The 18,988-nt window shown below is 45.8% G+C and carries 22 protein-coding genes; 8 read left to right on the top strand and 14 right to left on the bottom strand.

What is annotated here, in order from left to right; translation table 11 throughout:
- Positions 1-6: 6 nt before the first annotated feature.
- From uvrB to L7D49_RS12095, 4 genes are all read right to left on the bottom strand, one after another.
- Entirely contained in the window at positions 7-1,989 is a 1,983-nt protein-coding gene (uvrB, locus tag L7D49_RS12080; RefSeq protein WP_238081171.1) for an excinuclease ABC subunit UvrB, read from the bottom strand.
- 715 nt (positions 1,990-2,704) lie between these two features.
- Positions 2,705-2,941, bottom strand: a complete 237-nt coding sequence (locus L7D49_RS12085; protein WP_238081173.1) for an IDEAL domain-containing protein — start codon at positions 2,939-2,941, stop codon at positions 2,705-2,707.
- A gap of 122 nt (positions 2,942-3,063) precedes the next feature.
- Complete coding sequence (locus L7D49_RS12090; RefSeq protein WP_238081175.1) at positions 3,064-4,266, bottom strand: ABC transporter permease; 1,203 nt, start codon at positions 4,264-4,266, stop codon at positions 3,064-3,066.
- Positions 4,250-4,999 carry an ABC transporter ATP-binding protein gene (locus tag L7D49_RS12095; protein ID WP_238081177.1) on the bottom strand — a complete coding sequence of 250 codons (750 nt, stop codon included), beginning with the start codon at positions 4,997-4,999 and terminating at the stop codon, positions 4,250-4,252. Before L7D49_RS12095 ends, L7D49_RS12090 begins: the two co-directional genes overlap by 17 nt.
- A gap of 187 nt (positions 5,000-5,186) precedes the next feature.
- On the opposite strand from L7D49_RS12095, the gene L7D49_RS12100 reads away from it, so the two are divergent.
- From L7D49_RS12100 to L7D49_RS12120, 5 genes are all read left to right on the top strand, one after another.
- Positions 5,187-5,612 carry an HIT family protein gene (locus tag L7D49_RS12100; protein WP_238081179.1) on the top strand — a complete coding sequence of 142 codons (426 nt, stop codon included), beginning with the start codon at positions 5,187-5,189 and terminating at the stop codon, positions 5,610-5,612.
- Between the two features lie 106 nt (positions 5,613-5,718).
- Positions 5,719-6,243, top strand: a complete 525-nt coding sequence (locus tag L7D49_RS12105; RefSeq protein ID WP_238081181.1) for a tryptophan transporter — start codon at positions 5,719-5,721, stop codon at positions 6,241-6,243.
- 145 nt (positions 6,244-6,388) lie between these two features.
- Positions 6,389-6,751, top strand: a complete 363-nt coding sequence (locus tag L7D49_RS12110; RefSeq protein WP_238081183.1) for a YtxH domain-containing protein — start codon at positions 6,389-6,391, stop codon at positions 6,749-6,751.
- A gap of 139 nt (positions 6,752-6,890) precedes the next feature.
- Positions 6,891-7,466, top strand: coding sequence for an HTH-type transcriptional regulator Hpr (locus tag L7D49_RS12115; protein ID WP_336246393.1), 576 nt, complete (start codon positions 6,891-6,893; stop codon positions 7,464-7,466).
- Positions 7,467-7,599: 133 nt separating this feature from the next.
- On the top strand, positions 7,600-7,791 hold the full coding sequence (locus L7D49_RS12120; protein WP_375709196.1) for a hypothetical protein: 192 nt from the start codon (positions 7,600-7,602) through the stop codon (positions 7,789-7,791).
- Between the two features lie 67 nt (positions 7,792-7,858).
- On the opposite strand, the gene L7D49_RS12125 is transcribed toward L7D49_RS12120, so the two are convergent.
- On the bottom strand, positions 7,859-7,951 hold the full coding sequence (locus L7D49_RS12125; protein ID WP_238081187.1) for a YjcZ family sporulation protein: 93 nt from the start codon (positions 7,949-7,951) through the stop codon (positions 7,859-7,861).
- A gap of 141 nt (positions 7,952-8,092) precedes the next feature.
- On the opposite strand from L7D49_RS12125, the gene L7D49_RS12130 reads away from it, so the two are divergent.
- The gene (locus L7D49_RS12130) at positions 8,093-8,965 is read left to right on the top strand and encodes a peptidylprolyl isomerase (RefSeq protein WP_238081189.1); all 873 of its coding nucleotides are present in this window, start codon (positions 8,093-8,095) and stop codon (positions 8,963-8,965) included.
- A 58-nt stretch (positions 8,966-9,023) separates the two neighbouring features.
- Here L7D49_RS12130 and yhaM read toward each other — a convergent pair whose 3' ends face one another.
- The 8 genes from yhaM to L7D49_RS12170 form a co-directional block, all read right to left on the bottom strand.
- Positions 9,024-9,962 carry a 3'-5' exoribonuclease YhaM gene (yhaM, locus tag L7D49_RS12135; protein WP_238081191.1) on the bottom strand — a complete coding sequence of 313 codons (939 nt, stop codon included), beginning with the start codon at positions 9,960-9,962 and terminating at the stop codon, positions 9,024-9,026.
- Positions 9,959-12,856: an ATP-binding protein gene (locus L7D49_RS12140; RefSeq protein WP_238081193.1), complete on the bottom strand. Its 2,898-nt coding sequence runs from the start codon at positions 12,854-12,856 to the stop codon at positions 9,959-9,961. The genes yhaM and L7D49_RS12140 overlap by 4 nt, the downstream gene beginning before the upstream one ends.
- Positions 12,857-12,865: 9 nt before the next feature.
- Positions 12,866-14,083 carry a metallophosphoesterase family protein gene (locus tag L7D49_RS12145; protein WP_238081196.1) on the bottom strand — a complete coding sequence of 406 codons (1,218 nt, stop codon included), beginning with the start codon at positions 14,081-14,083 and terminating at the stop codon, positions 12,866-12,868.
- Positions 14,084-14,188: 105 nt separating this feature from the next.
- The gene (locus L7D49_RS12150) at positions 14,189-15,451 is read right to left on the bottom strand and encodes an ABC transporter permease (RefSeq protein WP_238081198.1); all 1,263 of its coding nucleotides are present in this window, start codon (positions 15,449-15,451) and stop codon (positions 14,189-14,191) included.
- Positions 15,444-16,343, bottom strand: coding sequence for an ABC transporter ATP-binding protein (locus tag L7D49_RS12155; RefSeq protein ID WP_238081200.1), 900 nt, complete (start codon positions 16,341-16,343; stop codon positions 15,444-15,446). Before L7D49_RS12155 ends, L7D49_RS12150 begins: the two co-directional genes overlap by 8 nt.
- 62 nt (positions 16,344-16,405) lie before the next feature.
- Positions 16,406-16,708, bottom strand: a complete 303-nt coding sequence (locus L7D49_RS12160; protein WP_238081201.1) for a DUF2178 domain-containing protein — start codon at positions 16,706-16,708, stop codon at positions 16,406-16,408.
- Between the two features lie 17 nt (positions 16,709-16,725).
- Positions 16,726-17,037, bottom strand: a complete 312-nt coding sequence (locus tag L7D49_RS12165) for a DUF2178 domain-containing protein (protein WP_238081203.1) — start codon at positions 17,035-17,037, stop codon at positions 16,726-16,728.
- A 3-nt stretch (positions 17,038-17,040) separates the two neighbouring features.
- Positions 17,041-17,238, bottom strand: a complete 198-nt coding sequence (locus L7D49_RS12170) for a helix-turn-helix transcriptional regulator (RefSeq protein ID WP_269135977.1) — start codon at positions 17,236-17,238, stop codon at positions 17,041-17,043.
- Positions 17,239-17,423: 185 nt separating this feature from the next.
- On the opposite strand from L7D49_RS12170, the gene L7D49_RS12175 reads away from it, so the two are divergent.
- Positions 17,424-17,609: a YhzD family protein gene (locus L7D49_RS12175; protein ID WP_238081206.1), complete on the top strand. Its 186-nt coding sequence runs from the start codon at positions 17,424-17,426 to the stop codon at positions 17,607-17,609.
- A gap of 34 nt (positions 17,610-17,643) precedes the next feature.
- Positions 17,644-18,063 (top strand): methylglyoxal synthase, encoded by a 420-nt coding sequence (gene mgsA / locus L7D49_RS12180; protein ID WP_238081208.1) that lies wholly within the window; start codon positions 17,644-17,646, stop codon positions 18,061-18,063.
- Between the two features lie 51 nt (positions 18,064-18,114).
- On the opposite strand, the gene L7D49_RS12185 is transcribed toward mgsA, so the two are convergent.
- Positions 18,115-18,927, bottom strand: coding sequence for an STAS domain-containing protein (locus L7D49_RS12185; RefSeq protein ID WP_238081210.1), 813 nt, complete (start codon positions 18,925-18,927; stop codon positions 18,115-18,117).
- Between the last annotated feature and the right edge of the window lie 61 nt (positions 18,928-18,988).

Below are 18,988 nucleotides of genomic sequence, written 5' to 3' on the forward strand. Positions count from 1 at the left end.
TGCATTTCACCTTTCAGCCTTCAATTCTAGAATCGTATCACGCAATTCCGCGGCCCTTTCGAAATCCAAAGCTTTCGCCGCTTCTTTCATCTCTTTTTCGAGCGTGACGAGGAGCGTTTCTTTTTCTGCCTTCGTCAACGCCTTTCCTTTTGTCGCTTTTTCTAAGTAGGATACCTCGTCCTCGGCAACTTGAGTCGCCCGGATAACATCCCGCACTTTCTTTTTGATTGTCGTCGGAGTGATGCCGTGCTTTTCGTTGTACGCCATCTGCACTTCCCGTCTCCGCTTGGTCTCCTCGATTGCCTTATTCATCGAATCGGTATAACGGTCCGCATACATGATGACATGTCCTTCCGAGTTCCGCGCAGCCCGTCCGATCGTTTGGATGAGCGATCTTTCTGAACGGAGGAAGCCCTCTTTATCCGCGTCCAAAATGGCGACGAGAGATACTTCGGGTATATCCAAACCTTCCCGCAGCAGGTTGATGCCGACTAGGACATCATACGTTCCTAGGCGTAGTTCACGAATAATTTCAATCCGCTCGAGCGTTTTTATTTCGGAGTGGAGATATTGCACTTTAACGCCAATCTCCTTCAAATAATCGGTCAGGTCTTCGGACATTTTCTTCGTAAGTGTAGTAATCAATACCCTTTCATTCTTCCTCGTACGCTCATTGATTTCGTCAATCAAATCATCAATTTGGCCTTCGATCGGCCGCACCTCGATGATCGGATCAAGCAATCCGGTTGGACGAATGATCTGTTCGACCATTTCCGGGGAGTGTTCAATCTCATATGGTCCCGGTGTCGCAGATACATAGATGGACTGGTGGGCATATCGCTCGAACTCCTCGAACATTAGCGGGCGGTTGTCCAGCGCGGATGGCAGACGGAAACCATGATCGACAAGCACTTGCTTCCGCGCCTGGTCGCCGTTGTACATGGCTCGGATTTGCGGCAGCGTAACATGGCTCTCATCAATGACCAGGAGAAAATCGTCCGGAAAATAATCAAGGAGCGTATAAGGCGTAGCTCCCGCCGGACGCAAAGTCAAATGCCTTGAATAGTTTTCGATGCCGGAACAGAATCCCATTTCTCTCATCATTTCGAGGTCATATCGCGTCCTTTGCTCGAGCCGCTGTGCCTCCAATAATTTGTCCTGCTCGCGCAGTACTTTCAACCGCTCCTCGAGTTCGACCTCAATGTTGGCGATGGCTTTTGTCAATTTATCCTCGCCGGTGACAAAGTGAGAGGCCGGGAAGATCGCAACATGTTCCCGTTCTCCTAAAATCTCCCCTGTCAATGAATCGACTTCACGGATCCGATCGATTTCATCGCCGAAAAATTCAATGCGGATGCAGTGCTCATCTTCGGATGCCGGAAAGATTTCTACGACGTCTCCTCTTACCCTGAATGTCCCTCGGGTGAAGGCAATATCATTGCGGGAATACTGGATATCTACGAACCTTCTAAGCAGTTCATTTCTGCCGATTTCCATGCCCGGACGTAATGAAACAACGTGCTTCCCGTATTCCTCCGGAGAACCGAGGCCGTAAATGCACGATACCGAAGCGACGATCAAGACATCATTGCGCTCAAACAAAGCAGAGGTCGCAGAGTGACGGAGCTTATCAATCTCATCATTGATCGTCGCGTCTTTCTCGATATACGTATCGGTATGAGGCACGTACGCTTCCGGCTGGTAATAGTCATAGAAGCTGACAAAATACTCAACCGCGTTATTTGGAAAGAACTCTTTGAATTCGCTATATAATTGACCTGCCAACGTTTTATTGTGCGCGATGACAAGGGTCGGTTTGTTAATTTCAGTCACTACATTGGAAACAGTGAATGTCTTGCCTGTCCCGGTAGCCCCCAGCAAGGTCTGGTGCTTTTTCCCCTCTTTTACCCCTTGCACGAGCTTGGCGATCGCGGATGGCTGATCACCCTGTGGCGTGTAAGGGGCTTGTAAATTAAAAGTTTGGACCATACGAGTCCCTCCCTGAATGAATTGTCTTTATTCTATCACAGTACTCGCCATATCTAAAGAAATAAGCGAACGTACGTTTTTTTATGCAGCTAGCGAAATAATTCCTGCTTATTACGAATCTATACCCACTTTTATCCCAGAACAAATAAAAACGCTGTACAGGTGATTATTCTGTACAGCGCCCAAGCATAGACAAAAGCATATTAATTTGTTGTGACGTATAAAATTAAAATACAGCCGCTACTCACTTAAAATTTCTAGTAAAGTTGATTTCCGCTTCTGGCGGTCGCTTTCCGGGGGGCGGGCGGTGAGCCTCCTCGTCCGCTCCGCTACCTGTGGGGTCTCACCTGTCCCGCTCATCCCCCAGGAGTCGCCGCCTTCCGCTCCAATCAACGGATGTTCTGCTAAAATGGAACTAATTATTAAAAAAATAAAAAAGATAGTACCTTTTACAAAAAAATAGAAAGGTCTTCATGTAGTTACTCATCCATAAAAAATGTGTATCTAAGGCGGGAAACGCAACGTAGACTCCTATGGGAATAGCTTGAGCTGAAGACCCCGCAGGAACGTAGTGACGAGGAGACTGAAGCCAAGCCCATGGAAAGCGAAGTTGCGCTCCCTGCCGATTTGATTATTCATTCTTATTTAACTCGGAGTAGACCTTGTCTACAGTCTGACGCTGTACAGGTGGATACACTGTACAGCGCCTTATTCATCAATTGACCATTTCTAACTTTAACAATTCATCCGTATACCTTTCAAATGCCGAGACATCACGGTTATCAAGTGATGCATCGATCATTTCCAGCAACCTCTTCTTCGTCTGCTCGCGGTGGATATGGTTGAGGAACAGATCCATATAAATTTCGTTCAGTAGCTTTTCGGCATGCATCGTCGAACTGTTTTTTCCCACGGCTTTTAGGAACTCTGTATACGAATAGTTATTTTCCATCTCCCTCACCCCTGATGCCCTTTTCGTTATTATACATAACAAATCAGAATAGTTGCAAGGGTTTTGGGAATATTCTATTTTTTGAACCGATTTAACTATTCAAGGGAAGAGATGTCCCGGTTTTAAGCTTCTTTGGATGCAGATCGGATCGTAGCTTCCGAAATAAGCATGACCACAAGCCCAATCAAGATAGGCTGAAGGGACAAGCCGAACATGAAAAATGCTCCCACCACTACAACTAGCGCCTGCAGCCATTGTGCATTTCTCACTGTAGTCCGCAATGCTTGCGGCCGCTCTTTGTCACTTTCCGGAAATAGCATATCCATCCGGAAATCATCGCCCATTTTCAAAGCGTTATATAGCTGGAGAGCTGTAGCGAAAGCCAATGCTCCCGTGAAGATATAAGCGCCGATCAGAAAAGGGATGAAGAGGACACCTAACACAGACAAAACGGTGAGCCTGACCCATAGCCAGAAGATATCGTCTGTCCGGATCAATGTTCGCTTGACCAAAAATGCCTGTGGCTTTGTCTTCCCAAAGACTGGGTTCGATAAGATGGGGCCAAGCCATCTCCTTCTGCTGACCGAGCCTTTCAAATGGGGAACGTCTGTGAAATAGTTCGCAAACCGGTAAAACCGCATCATCCGATTTTGTTCCATCTTAATGAAATGCTCATATGGGAATGGTTTTTCTTTTCGTTCCTTTCTCCAATACACATCATACAGCGCTGCAACCAGCCCGGCTCCGATCAATACATAAGGCATGCCAGCCAATCCGGAATAAAGGATGGCAAAAGCCAGGACATACCGTATCAATCGGTCGATCCATATGGCATGACCGCTTCTAGCGTGATGAAAAGAGTACTCTGTCTCCGCAAATAGCCATTTCAAAAGCACAATAAAAACGGCAGTTGCCGCATAGCTCGCTGTCCCTCCTGTATGCGTCGCAGACAAGAGCGGCAAAGCGACGATGAATAAAAGAAGCGGAATAGGCAGCTGCGAGAAAAAAGTCCATCGCAAGGATCGTTTCATATAGTGGTCCAGCTGACTTTCGAGCGGAAGGAAAAAGACGACATCCGCCGGCTTCAACAAGGTAACTGGAGCTGAAATAGCGAGCGGCAATGCAATTAACAAGGATGCCAGGAGTGCTGCCGGAAAGTTCTCGGGCACTTCTTTCAGCCAGTTGCTATAGGCATAACCGCCAGCACCGATCGTAAAGACGAGAACGATCGCCAAATGTCCAGTAAAGACAAACTTCATATACCGCTGGACCTCGTTCATGTAATGAATGAACCGGTCGCTCCAAATATTACGCACGTCCTTCATTGTTCCGTTCCTTTGTCATCGCGATATACAGCTCATCCAATGAGGCGCCTGGCCGATTGAAGGCCTTCCGTAGATCGTCCATCGTCCCGTGCGCACGAACTCGTCCTTCATGCAGCAGGATGATGCGATCGCAATACTTTTCAGCCGTCGATAAAACGTGGGTGGACATCAGGACGGAAGCCCCGTTATTCTTTCGTTCCGTAATCTGATCCAGTAACGATTGAATGCCGATCGGATCCAGGCCGACAAAAGGTTCATCGATAATATATAAAGAAGGCTCCACAAGAAATGCGCACATAATCATTACTTTTTGACGCATCCCTTTGGAAAAATGGGCCGGAAACCATTTCAATCTCTTCTCCATCATAAACTCTTTCAGCAATCGCTCCGATCTTGCCTCAAACACGTCTCGATCGACGCCGTAGGCCATCGCCGTCAGCTCCAAATGTTCCTTTAGCGTGAGTTCCTCGTACAGGATCGGTGTCTCTGGTATATACGTAAAGGATTTTCGGTATTGCTCGGGGCTTTCCTTGAAGGTCATTCCATTGACCCGGATATCACCGCTATGTGGGTTCATCAGCCCAATAATATGTTTGATTGTCGTACTTTTTCCCGCACCGTTTAATCCGATCAGTCCCACCAGCTCGCCGCTCTTAATTTCAAACGACAAATCATGGAGCACCGGATTGCGGGTATAACCGCCTGTTACATGTTCTACTTCGAGAATTGCCATGACCATCCTCCATTCTTCACCTCATTTTAACAAAAATCTAACTGGAATGCTTCGTCCATCTCACCCTTCTTATGAAAAAATATGCTACACTATTGAAATTAATGCCGCGCCTTGCGAAAGAGCGCATGAGGGGATCCCCCCTTCCCTGGATAACAGGGAACAACATACGATGAAAGGATGTATATCAATGACCAGTTGTTTATTTTGTAAAATCATTGAAGGCTCCATTCCTGGAGAAATTATTTATGAGGATGATCATGTCGTCGCCTTTATGGATATCATGCCTGTCAGCGAAGGCCATTTGCTGCTCATCCCTAAAACTCACCGGGAAAACATCTATGACATGACCGAAGAGGAAGCGTCCCATCTATTTGCCGTTGCTCCGAAAATAGCGAATGCGATAAAGGAAGAATTTAAGCCTGCCGGTTTGAACCTTCTTCAAAACAACGGAGCCCCTGCTGGACAAGCAGTGTTCCATTTCCATTTGCACTTTATTCCAAGATATGACCAGAATGATGGATACCAATCGACGTGGGAACCGAAAGTAGAAGAGTTTCCACAAGAACGGATCCATCAGATTGCGGACAGCATTCGAAAACAATTACAGCATTGACCTTGAATGTTTGTCTGAAAAATTATATAATGCATGTACGTTTTCGCTGCCGATCACGAGGATACGGTAGGAGGACTAAAAGAGAACAGTTGAGGAGAGTTGAGAAATGAATACGAAAAATTTGATGCTCATGGCCATTTTGGTGGCAGTCGGTGCTGCGTTGTATCTTGTCATTCCAGGTTACGGGGAGGGCATGAAGCCTGATTTCATGCTAACGATGATGTTTATCGGGATCTTCTTATTCCCTGATGTGCGAAGTGTCTTTTTGCTTGGCGCGACAACCGGGGTTATATCCGGAATTTTCACCAGCTTCCCTGGCGGATTCCTGCCGAATATTATTGACAAGTTCATCACGGCGTTTGTCATCTTCGCCATCGTTTTACTGCTGAAAAAACTTTCACAAAAGCTCGTCGTTTCGACAGTAATTACTTGTATCGGCACCATTTTGTCCGGTACGATCTTTCTTTCAGTAGCGATTTACGTGATTGGTGCCAACGTGCCGTTCGGCTTGCTGTTTGTCACAGTTGTCTTGCCGACAATGGCGATGAACGGGGTTGTCTTCTTCATTATCTATCCAATCATTGTGAATCTATTGAAACGAACATCATTTAAAACAGCTTTATCCAATTGATTGATCACCTTCCGCTTCCGGCGGAAGGTTTTTTTATTTGTCCAGCCCCCTGCGGCAGCACGTTCTTCCTTGCCGGCGGGTCGCCCCTCATGTTTTAATAAAACTATAGAAGGAATACTATTATATACGGAAGGAGCGGAATCAAATGAAAGCTTCCACATTTATTTTAGGGCTTGTCGCGGGCTCGGCAGCCGCCGCTGTTACGGTCCTTTATTCAACTCCCCAATCGGGCAAAGAATTGCGCGGCTCCGTGAAAAGCGCATCCAGCGATTTGAAATACAAACTCCAGGACGTCAAAGTGAAATTGGCTGACATGAAACGTTCCGTCAAGCATTTGGCAAACGAAGCGAAGGAATATATTCCAGAGACCGTGGATGGAGTAAAGGAATCGATAGAGAAATGGCAAATGTCCACTGCTTCCAATCAAGTGCGATTGGAAAAAGAAATTCTCGCGATCCAAAACTCACTCGAAGAACTGGAGAAGTCGATCGCAGAACAACATCAATAAGTATTATGGGTTATCCTGACAATGCGGGATAACCTTTTTTCATCAGAAAATTAATATTATTGCAATTCCAACTTTTTTCTTTGTTACTTTCCTGCTATAATGAAAGAACTAGTAAAATATACGAAGTTGGAGGTATTTTATATTGGAAGAAAAGTTTTCTCGTAAAGAGGCGATGATTTATAGCCAACGGGTTGCCCAAATGTCGAAGGCTCTTTGGAAAGCCGTTGAAAAAGACTGGCAGCAATGGATACGTCCTTATGATCTCAATATTAATGAGCACCATATTCTGTGGATCGCTTACCATTTGCAAGGTGCGACGATTTCTGATGTCGCAAAATTCGGGGTAATGCATGTATCGACCGCTTTCAACTTCTCAAAAAAACTGGAAGAGCGAGGATACGTCCAGTTTTCCAAAAAGGAAGATGACCGACGCAATACATACATCACCGTTACCGAGGAAGGCGAAGCCCTGCTGCACGATATGAATAAAAACTATTATGATTCCGAGCATGGCATCCTGGAAGGCTCTCTTCCCATCAAAAATATTTATGGTAAATTTCCTGAATTTTTGGAAGTGATGTCTGTCATCCGCAATATCTATGGCGAAGATTTTATGGAGATTTTCGAACAAGGCTTCAAGAACATTGACGATTCATTTGATGAAGCTGAAGGTGACCTGGTCGCCGTCCATACATCCGAGAAGGCGAGATTCTAATAGCGGGCTGCTGCGCCATGACAAAACCAGGCTAGCTCCCTCTTCTTCTGTTTCCTGTAAACGAGGTAGGGAGGAAAAATAATTTCATTTTCGTTTTGCTTCTGCTATCATTAAGTAGGAACGAAGAGGAGGTATGGATTTGATCCTTACAGTAACGGTTCTGTTTTCATTATTTTACTTATATCAAATAAACAAAATGACATTTGCGCTTTGTCAGTCGAGGGAAATTCCTGAGGAAAAACAACCTAAGATCTATCGCACAGTAAATATACTTATTACCATATTAATTTTATCGTTTTACTTGGAAGTCCTGTTAAAGGTCTGAAGAGTTCACAATTTGAAAGGTCCATTTTCCCGTTAAGGAAAATGGACCTTTAGTAATTAGCAGATGCTTAGTAATAGAATGCCGCACCTACGATAATTAGCAAGATGAACAACACAACCAGCAACGCGAAACCGGAACCTTGCCCGCTATATCCACCCATTGGAGCACCTCCTCTCTCCTATATGGTATGCGAAGCATTTTTCAGCTCATAGGCTGTTTATCCGATGGAACCTTTTTGTTTTCGATACGTTTTTATGGTATAGTATCAACTGTTGTAGACAAAAGTTAGGAGAGAAAACGTATGAAAAAAACATTAATTGCCGTTTCTTTAGCTACATCCGTACTTGCCTTATCGGCTTGCAGTGATAAAAAAGCATCCGACGAAGTGATTGCATCCACGAAATATGGTAACATTACACAAGCTGATTTCTATGAAGAAATGAAAGATGCGATTGGCGTTCAAGTCGTCGAGAACATGCTTCTTCAAAAAGCGATCGAACATGAATATAAGGTTGATGACAAAGAATTAGAAGAAGCAATTAAGCAGCAAAAAGATATGTATGGTGATAACTTCGATTTATATTTACAACAAAACGGTATTACTGAAAAATTCTTTGAAAAGAATGTCAAATCTCAATTGTTGCAAAAGAAACTTGTCGATTCTTTGAAGGTCACTGATGAACAGATTAAAACTGGTATAGAAAATGCAAAGACTGAATTGCATGCTCGCCATATCCTCGTTAAAGATGAGAAAACAGCAAAAGAAGTCCTTCAAAAGTTAAAAGACGGCGGTGACTTCGCAAAATTAGCGAAAGAATATTCAACTGAAGATAAGGCTAATGAAACTGGTGGGGACCTTGGCTGGTTTGGACAAGGTAAAATGGTTCCTGAATTCGAAGCTGCTGCTTATAAATTGAAAAAAGGCGAAATTAGTGAGCCTGTCAAAACAAGCTTTGGCTACCATATCATAGAGTTGCTCGATACACGTAAAGTGGAGATAGAGAAAACAGATGAGGAACTCAAAGCAGAAGTGGAAGACAACTTGACAAGAGCCGCATTCGAAGCTCGTTTGAAAGAACTTCTAGAGAAGGCGGATGTCGAAATCAAAGAGGAAGAGTTCCAACACGCATTGGATGCTTACCTTCCTGTAAAAGAAGAAAAAGCGAAGAAGTAATGCATGATAAAAGGGCTGTTCCGTACGAATTCTCGTACAGGACAGCCCTTTGTAATTTTTATTCAAACGAAGGCTTATAGAAAGAACGATTATCGAGCGGAAAAATACGTTCCGTGAATTCGCCCGGTGATGTTTTAGCCATCGCCCGGTTTAACATATTCATTTTCGCATCAATGTTATCGATATAGTGAAGCATTTCCGCTTCCTTCAACATTGGACGTTTTGGGCTTCCCCATTCTTCCTTCCCGTGATGGGACAAGACCATATGCTGCAGCAAGGTCACTTCCTCACCTTCAATTCCTAATTCATCTGCAGCTTTCGAAATTTCATTCACCATGATGGAAATATGGCCAAGCAAGTTCCCTTCCACCGTGTACTGAGTCGCGATCGGGCCGGATAATTCTACCACTTTCCCGATATCATGCAAGATGATGCCTGCATATAGCAAATCTTTGTTCAAGGTCGGATACAACTCGGCAATCGCCTTTCCGAGCTTCAGCATGGACACGACATGATCGAGAAGTCCGGAAACGTAATCATGATGATTTTTAGTAGCCGCCGGGTATACCATAATATCCGTCTGATGTTTCTTCAAAATATGCCGGGTAATCCGCTGGATATGGGGATTTTTCATCTCAAAGAAAAATTGCAGCAGCTCCTCATATAATACTTCCTTGCTCTTTGACGCGGAAGGCACGAGATCAGAAAGGGAGATGCCCTCCTCTTCCTTTGCCGGACGGATGCTTTTTATGCGCAGCTGGTTTTTGCCGCGGTATTCATGGATTTCCCCACCGACTTTAACTATCGTTGCGGCTGCGTACATTTTTTCCTGCTCTTCTCCTGTATCCCAGAGCTTCGCTTCAATATCACCGCTTTTATCTTGAAGGATTAATGTCATGAACGGACTGCCCTGCTGTGTAATGCCTTTAACGGATTGTTTGATTAACAGAAAAAGATCAACCGGCTCACCGACTTGATGCTCTGCTATTTTTTTCATTGAAGAACCGCCCCCTGATTGCTTCCGATTTCGGAAACAGTAATGATGTTTGCCTCATGCAGATGCTTCGTCATCGTTTCGTGGCAAGTGAAATAGATGAACTGATGCTCCGCTTGCAATCTCTTCAACAATTTTATCATACGAGAAAGCCGTGTGCCGTCAAAATGGACGAACGGATCATCCATAATAATTGGAAATGGCGCTGTCCCCCGCAAGGATTCTGCCAGTGCCAAGCGCAAGGAGATATAAGCTTGTTCCTTCGTCGCCTGGCTGAGCTCCATAATCGGAAACAGCATATTGTCGTCTTGGCGAATTGCGCGGAAAAAACCTTCTTCTCCAACCGTTAATCCGACATAGCGGCCTCCTGTCAAATCGGAGAAATAATGACTGGCTCGCCGTAAAACCCCCGGCAGCTTTTTCTCTTTCAGTTCTGCCATCGTTTGGCGAATTGCCGCCGCCACCGCTTTTTTCGTAGACCATTGTCTAGCAAGCTGTGCAAATTCAGCGCGTTTGTTTTCAAACTGCTGCAGCATGCGTTCATAGGTTTCATTATCCGCCAGCCTTTTGGTCAAATGCGCTAGCCGCACCTTCTCTTCCAACAAATCTGACTGCTGTTTCGCAGCTTCTGCTAACCTGTTTTCCACTTGGCTTGCCGCCTCTTCCAATTCGCTGATGGATAGATCGGTTGGCCAATTGGAACGGTCATGCATACGGAGCTGACTTCGCAGATCATCTAATTGCCGGCTTACCAGTTCGGCATCCTGGAAGACGTCGAATGCCCGATAGAAATCTTCCTCGGTTGTAGCATCTGCTTCGCTCAAAAGTTCTTCTCTCTGGGACTGCAGCATGGCTGCGGTTTGATGCACCAGCTCGAGTTCCTCTTGCAATCCAAGCTGTTTTTCGGAATCGGTCTTCTGTTTCCCCATCCGCTCCTTCTGCTGCATCCATTCATTGCGAAGGTGGTCAAAAAGCATTTCTTCGGGCACTTCTTTCCCTAACAGACTATGTGCCTCATTCATGCATTCGGCTATCTTGCGGGCGGTATTCTGTTCCCGCTGCCGAGCAGCAAGTAATTCTCGATCCACTTCCTGGAGCTCTCGGATCATGCGAAAAATTTCCGGTATGATCTGCAAACTTGGCAGTTCGTCAAAACCATACGCTTGAAGGAACGTAAACAACTCGTCTGCTGCCAGGTCCGTCCTATTATCCGCCATTCGAAGCTCTTCTTCATATGACTTCCGATTCCGCTTTACTGCCAGTAATGAACTTTCCAGCGTTTCTTTCTTCCGGAGATAGCTATCCACTCTTTGAATGAGCGCATCCATCTGTGCTTCTTGCTTCGCATACTGCGAAATAAATTGTTGCATCTCTTTTCTTTTTGCATCCGATGGATCCCCACTTCTCGTTTTCACCACGAGGAAAGTAGCAACAGCCCCAAGCAGCACGCCGCAAATGGCAAGGATCCATTGTTGGCTGACGATTCCAACGCCTGCCAGCAGAACGGCCATCAGCAGTAAAGTGAACGGGACAATCCGCATATTCCCGGAAGGTGTATCCTTCAGGTGAATAAATGCTTTCGCTTCTGCAAGACGCCGCTGAATGCCCGGCCAGTCGGCACACCTCTTCTGTTCTTCGTCAGAAGGAGCCATTTCATCCAGGCGTAGCTTGTCTTGCATAATCGCCCTCTCTTCACTGGCTGTCTGCGCGAGCTGTCTTTGTACATAATCCACTTGTTTCGTATGCTGGTGCAGCTGGTTCAGCAACGTAAGCATTGTTTTCTCCTGCTGAATGGACACATCCGCTCCCAGCAATAAGGCCGCTTTCTCATCATCTCGAATGCCGAGGCTGGCAACATAACGTTCTCGTTTGCTGTCCAATAAACGCAGTTCCTCGAATGCGGCTCTCTTATCAGATCGCCATTGATGCCATTCGGTTTCTCTGGCAACGAGCCGGTCAAGCTGGGGGAGGAATTGCTGATCTCGCATTTCGCCTGAACCCGTTAATTTTTCCAGCTCATTTTGAAGGACTTGCCTTCTAGCCAAGACGTCGAGCAATTTGCCGTTGATAATCTCGTAGCGCCGTATGCCATCCGTCGGGAACTTCCGAACGGATAGTTGCTCTAACCGAGCCAGTAACCCCCGTTCCTTTTCAATTAAGGGAAGCATCTGGCGCTGCGTTTCTATCAGCTTGCGCTGCTGATCCAAATCCCGTTCCTCGTCTTTCAATTCAACAAGATTTCTGTCAATGGCCATCATACGATTGACAGCAGGAGCGTATTCATCTGCCTGCTCCCTTTCTTCTTTCAAGGCCTTCTCCATCTCCCGCAATTCCGCCAATCGTACGTTCATTTCGGGCACTCTTCCATTCTTCTTAAAGAGTTCGCCCATTTCCTTTTCAAGCTTTGATTCAAGCTGCAGCAACGCATCCACTCCGGTCGTTCCTGATGCAAGAAGCGTCCGGCTCAACTGTTCCTCATCCATTTTCTCGAATCCTTGCAGCTGAAGGAGGGAGAAGGAAAAGATCGATTCAAACGAAGAGCGGTCGTAGTGGCGGAGAAGCTGCTGGAGCGCCTCTTCCCCTCCCGTAGAACCGTCTTCAAAATGGACTGTCACCGTGCCAGCCGATTTGCCCCGAACGCGTTCAATGATGCACATACCCGAGTCAGGATCATCGATATGGACTTGTCCTCCATACTTACCTCCCGTCTTAGGTTCATAGCGTTGTAGAACATGATTCTTTTGGGGAAATCCGAAAAGAATATGCAGCAGGAATTGCTGGATAGTTGTCTTTCCCGCCTCGTTATGGCCATAGAGAACGTTAATGCCGTCCTGAAGGTCAATTGTCACGTTTTCATGTTTTCCAAAACCATAGATGACCAATTTTCGGATGATCATTTTATCACCTCACTCCCCACGAATCATTTCCTTTTCTATGAGCTGTTCGGCATCCACCTTGATGCGCGAGACATCCGTTTCATCGAGGACACCCAAGTACTTGCCCATTCGCACATGCTGATAAACTTCCTGCAAAGTGGATCGCCAATCATCCATTGACCAGTCTTCCATCGTGCTGACAATCGAATCAACCATGAGATTCGGCGCCGCAAGAATACCTGAAGAACGCCGTTCCAATTCCAAGCACCGAATCCAGACAAACGGCTCATTCTCCTCCAGATGTTCCCGCAAGATTTCCAGCCATTCACTATCAGGTGCTTGGCTGAATAACACAGCCGCCTCCGCATCCACTTCTGTCAAAACCAATTCCACGATGCGTCCTCGCTTCGTTTCACCTGTCTCCAACGCTTCATCGCATCGCTGTATCCACTCATTTGCGTGCCGCAGTCCGGAACAATTCACTTCCACGCGCTCAAAAAGGATTTCAGAAGTCGGCACAAATCGAAGCACCGTTTCACTCTTCGATAACTCCACTTCATAAAATCCTTTCATTCCTTTTTCATTTCGATGCCGGCCTTGAATATTGCCAGGATAAATGATGGCCGGCTCCTCTTGCAATTGCTGGCGAAGGTGGATATGTCCAAGCGCCCAGTAATCATACTGCTTTTCGAGAAGCTCTTCCTTCGTAAACGGCGCATACACAGCGTGAGTGGCATCCCCCGCGACGCTGCCGTGCAGCATGCCGATCGTCAGGCTGTTTCCTGCTGCTTTTGGATAGTCGCGGATCATAGGAGTCCGAACATGCCTTTCTTTATAGCTGAAGCCATGGATGAATACGTCTTCTCCGTTCACCTGGAATGTCACCGTTTCGACTGTATCGCCAAAGACATGGACATTAGGGGGCAAGGCGACCCTTGTCCATGTCCCACCCAAATGATCGTGATTCCCATGAGAAAGCAGAACAGGAATACCTGCGCCATGAAGCTGCTCCATCCCTTCCTGGAATTTCAGCTGTGCTCTCAAGTTCCGGTCTTCCCCGTCGTATAAGTCGCCTACAATAAGCACAAAATCGGGTTTCGATGCGAGCGCGTAATCAATCAAACGCTGAAATGCCCGGATCGTACTATTCCGGAGTGCTTCCAGCCGGGATGGCGGTAAGTCGGTCATCCCTTTGAAGGGACTCCCAAGATGAAGATCGGCTGTATGGATAAAACGGATCGTAGACATTGCACTCCTCCTTACACAACGAATATTTGTTCTTATTTTACCATATGTAACACGAATAGAAACATAAATATAAAAGGAAGCCCTCCGTAGAAGACTTCCTTTCTTTTATTCCTTCCCTAGCTGAACTGCTTTTTTAATGTCCTTCAAAGAACGGGACGGTCCATACATGAGGACGCCGCCGCGGTAGACGCGGGCACCGAACCAGCCAAGCAGGAACAAAGTGACGAGCATAATGCCGATGGATAAAAGCGGTTCCCATAGCGGCAAGTTCAGCATACCGACACGCAAGAACATGACGAGCGGTGTGAAGAACGGGAAATAAGAAGCATATTTCAAAAAGCCAAGTTCTGGATTATTAAGGCCGGCCATTGCGATTAGGAATGCCGCAACAATCAGTAACGACATCGGCATAATCATCTGCTGAACATCCTCTGTCCGGCTGACGAGCGAACCGAGCAATGCCGCCAATGTGGCATATAAGAAATAACCAAGCAGGAAGAATATAACCGCATACACCAAGGTAGCCATATTAATATCCGATAGATTCAACATATCCAGGAAACCGCCTGTTTCTTTTGCTTTCGCCGTATTGAAAGCAATGAAACCAGCCATTCCGTAGATAATGATTTGTACGATGCCGAGGGTTCCGATTCCAAACACCTTAGCAAACATATGCTTTACGGGCGATACACTGGAAATAAGGATTTCCATAACACGTGATGATTTCTCCGTAGCGACTTCCATCGCAATCATGCTGGAGTACATGATAACCGAAATATAAATGACGAACATTAACACATAGACGAGAACGCTTGCCTGCATTAATTCCTCTTCCGATTTGGCGGATGGGGATACATTCTTTTGCTCAAATTGGATCGGTGCGAAAAGCGACTGGACTTGCTCTCCTGTCAACGACAATTTTTGAGCATTCATTTGCGTCTGAATGGATTGAAGTGCTTCTTGGAGTTGACCTGGAATATCGAAATCGATGACGCTTTTCGTCATGTACTTCGCTTGAATCGTATCTGCTTCATTCAAATTCAATGTGACAAACGAATCAAGTTTTCCTTCTTTCACTTGCTTTTCAAGCTCAGCTTCTGCGAGATCGGATTGGGCAAGCTTCAAGGAATGATCATCTGCCTCCATTTCCGCTTTCAGCATCGGGAACAGAACACCGCTATTGTCGATTACCTTCAGCTCGTTTGCGGTTTCATCATCCCCCGTGACATTTTTAACTCCGTCAATGATGCTGCCGATGTTGGCAAATATAAAAATAGCCGCCACCATGATGGCTGTCGTAATAATGAAAGACTTGGCCTTTGCCTTCGTGACAAAAGCTTGTTTAAAAATAATCCAAAACTCACGCATGCTCTTTCCCCACTTTCGCTATAAAGATTTCCTGCAAGGACGGTTCCTCGATCTCGAAATGCCGGATCGGGCCGGCTTGCATTGCGCGAGTGAGCAGCTGTTGAGCAACCTGTTCGTCCTCGATTTGGAAGATGCCACCTTCTACCGTTTGCGTAAAACCGGTGACACCCGCAATGGATTCCAATGCCGTTAGATCATGGTCCGCTTTGATTTGTACATTTTGTCTGCCGAATGAGCGCTTCACTTCGCGCAGCGAGCCTCTGACAATCTGATTTCCTCTATGGATAATGCTGAGCTGTTCACATAACTCTTCGACATGATCCATCCGGTGGCTGGAGAAGACGATCGTCGCCCCATTATTCCGAAAATCGAGGATAGCGCTTTTTAGCATCTCGACATTGACGGGATCCAAGCCAGAAAACGGTTCATCTAAGATGAGCAGCTTCGGATCGTGCATCAAAGCGGCAATCACTTGGATCTTTTGCTGATTCCCTTTTGACAGCTCTTCCACCCGTTTGTTTTTATATTGTGGCACTTCGAACCGTTCGAGCCAATGGTCGATCGCCCTTTTTGCATCACTCTTTTTCATGCCTCGCAGTTCTCCGAGAAAGACGAGCTGATCCTCGACTTTCATTTTCGGATAAAGTCCGCGCTCCTCCGGCAAATAGCCGATTTCGGGACTAGTCGCATACGAAATTCTCTTGCCGTTCCACGTAATCGTCCCTTCATTTGGCGTCAGCAATCCCAACACCATCCGGAACGTTGTCGTTTTCCCTGCCCCGTTGGCCCCCAGAAAACCATACATGGTCCCTTCTTCTACCGATAAGTTCAGGTGATCGACTGCCGTGACATCACCAAACCGTTTCGTCACATTCTCCAATAATAACGTCATCTGTTTCCCCTCTCTCTTTCCCTGCTATCCTACTTACGCAATAGGCAGCATATTCGTTTCACTTATAATCTTTTATTCAGAATCATAACCGCTACAGCGTATGAAATAAGCATAATGCCGTATGCCGAGGCAACAAGCACGAATGCGAGTGAGACACCCTCAATAATGAGTGCGCAGAGCCACATGAGTGCGAGGACGATGACCGTGATCGCCCAGGAGATTGTGCGGGCTTTCGTATGTACCGCTTCGTACCGCTCATCAAACCTCCGCTCTTTCCTGCCCTTCCGGAAATAAATCAAAGCGACTAGCAGGACAGCCCCCGCTCCTGTAATAAAACCTGCGAGTGTTTCCATTGTTGGAATCATAAAGAACCCCCCCCTTTTTAATTCTGTTTATTCGCTATGGCTGCGCCAATGCCGTAGGAAATCATATGGATGGCCCAGATCGCGGCTAAGATAAAAAAGGCTAACTTTGGACCTTCCACAATCATGACAATGGCCCACGCAACTAAAATCGCAGCCGTCGTCGCGCCCCAGGAAATTGACCTGGCTTGCCGGTGGATATTTGTATAGCGCTCGTCAAACCTGCGTTCCTTCCTCCCTTTGCGCCTGCTGAAATAGAAGATAATACCAGAAATTGCCAAACCTAACGGCAATCCGGACAAAAATGCCCATATATCGAATCCTTCGTACAACTGTCATTCCTCCTCCGGTAAGAAAATATCTTCAATCCTGCAAGCAAAGAGCTTTGCGATTTTGAAGGCTAAAATGAGGGATGGGTTATATCGTCCTTTTTCCAATGAAATGATCGTTTGTCTGGATACATCCAGCTTTTCCGCAAGATCATCCTGCGTCCACCCCATCTCCGTCCTCTTTTCCTTTATCAAGTTATTCAGTTGGATGCTCCTCCCCTCGTTTTGTAAAGTTTCTTTTACGTAAAGCTAACTTTACGTAAAGTTTACTTTACCTCAATTTCATTGTCAAGCAACCTTTACATTTTATTTTTTGCACGAATGAATGGCTGTTCATTTATTAGCATGGCGTTGTATAATAGAGAAAAGTGAACGGAGGGATGGTACACATGAGGACGTATAAATTGACGGCTTATGAGAAGAATGGGGAATTGCTGACGGAGGAGACTTTCACCGCGGCGACGGACGAAGAAGCGAAGGAAAAAGGACGGGTCTTGCTGGAAGAGAAAAGCTTGGCAGAAAAGACGCATCGCCTTGCTTCGCCTGCAGGAAAGCTATTGCTCTTTCATACATGATATACTGAAGAAAAATACTTCCGGAGGTAGCTGCATGAACATCGCGCTTATTGCACACGATCAGAAAAAAGATGAAATGGTGAATTTCACTATCGCCTATGAACATATCTTTTCACAATATACGTTATACGGGACAGGCACAACGGGGAAACGAATTATGGAGGAAACCGACTTGCATGTTAACCGGTTGATGTCCGGACCTCTGGGCGGCGACCAGCAAATCGGATCAATGATCGCGACAGGTGAACTGGACCTAATCATTTTCTTCCGCGATCCCTTAACAGCTCAGCCGCACGAACCGGACGTTAGTGCCCTCTTGCGTTTGTGTGATGTCTACGGTGTTCCGCTTGCAACGAATATCGCGACCGCGGAACTGCTGATACGCGCGATTGAGAAAGGCTACTTCTCCTGGCGGGATACAGCAGAAAAATATCGTTCCAAAGGGCTTATGTGAAGAATCATAATAAAACCCGCTTCCAAATGTGGAGGCGGGTTATTATATTTATTACAACAAATACGTACGAAGTGCCTGCTGCAAAGAGCCAATCGTTTCTGTCTGTTCATCAAATCGGACGCCGAGCCTAATAATGTTGCGCACAACATCCGGCCGCAGTCCCGTAATCACAGTTCGACATCCCATCATCGATGCGCCATCAATGATTTTCATCAATTGGTCGATTACTTCGGCCTCCATATTCGCAATGCCTGATAAATCCATGAATAATGTTTGAATGCGCAATCGGCTGATTTCCATCAATACTTTCTCTTCCATAACTTTGGCACGGAAATAATCGATCGTTCCGATCAATGGAAGAATCGAAATATGCTGTGTGATGGGAATGATCGGCACCGAGAGATTTTCGACTAGATCTCTTTGTGCTTTTAACAGAGAGTCTTTATATGTTGAATAGTTGATAAAAAACGCATTCAAGAATGTATCTACACGATTATTAATCTGCTTTTCCAAACTAAAGAAGTCAAACTTGCACGGTTCCGCTTCTGTATATTTATTAATAAAGGACCAAATCGTTCTCCGGATTGCTTGTACCCATTCGAGCTTGAAGGATAAGGTAAGCGAGTGGGTTGCCCAAGCAATTCCTTCCTGTTTCGCAAATGCGAGAAGCTCCTCTTCCCTGCCTTCCATAATACAGGAAACGAGATGATGTGCATTGTTAATCAAATCAATATTGCCGATTTCAAGAATGTCATCTATTTTGTCTCTGACGGTTACAGCTTCATTCAAAAGTTCTTGTTCGAATAACTTCTTATTCTCTTCAAAGTACTTCTCGGCTGACTCATTGTTGAAGATACGGTCCATTCTTGCTCCCCCTTTTACATCTATGCATCTACATATATAGCCGTTTCAAAGAGAGAATAAA

It is taken from the genome of Sporosarcina cyprini, assembly GCF_022048975.1.
Lineage (GTDB): Bacteria > Bacillota > Bacilli > Bacillales_A > Planococcaceae > Sporosarcina > Sporosarcina cyprini.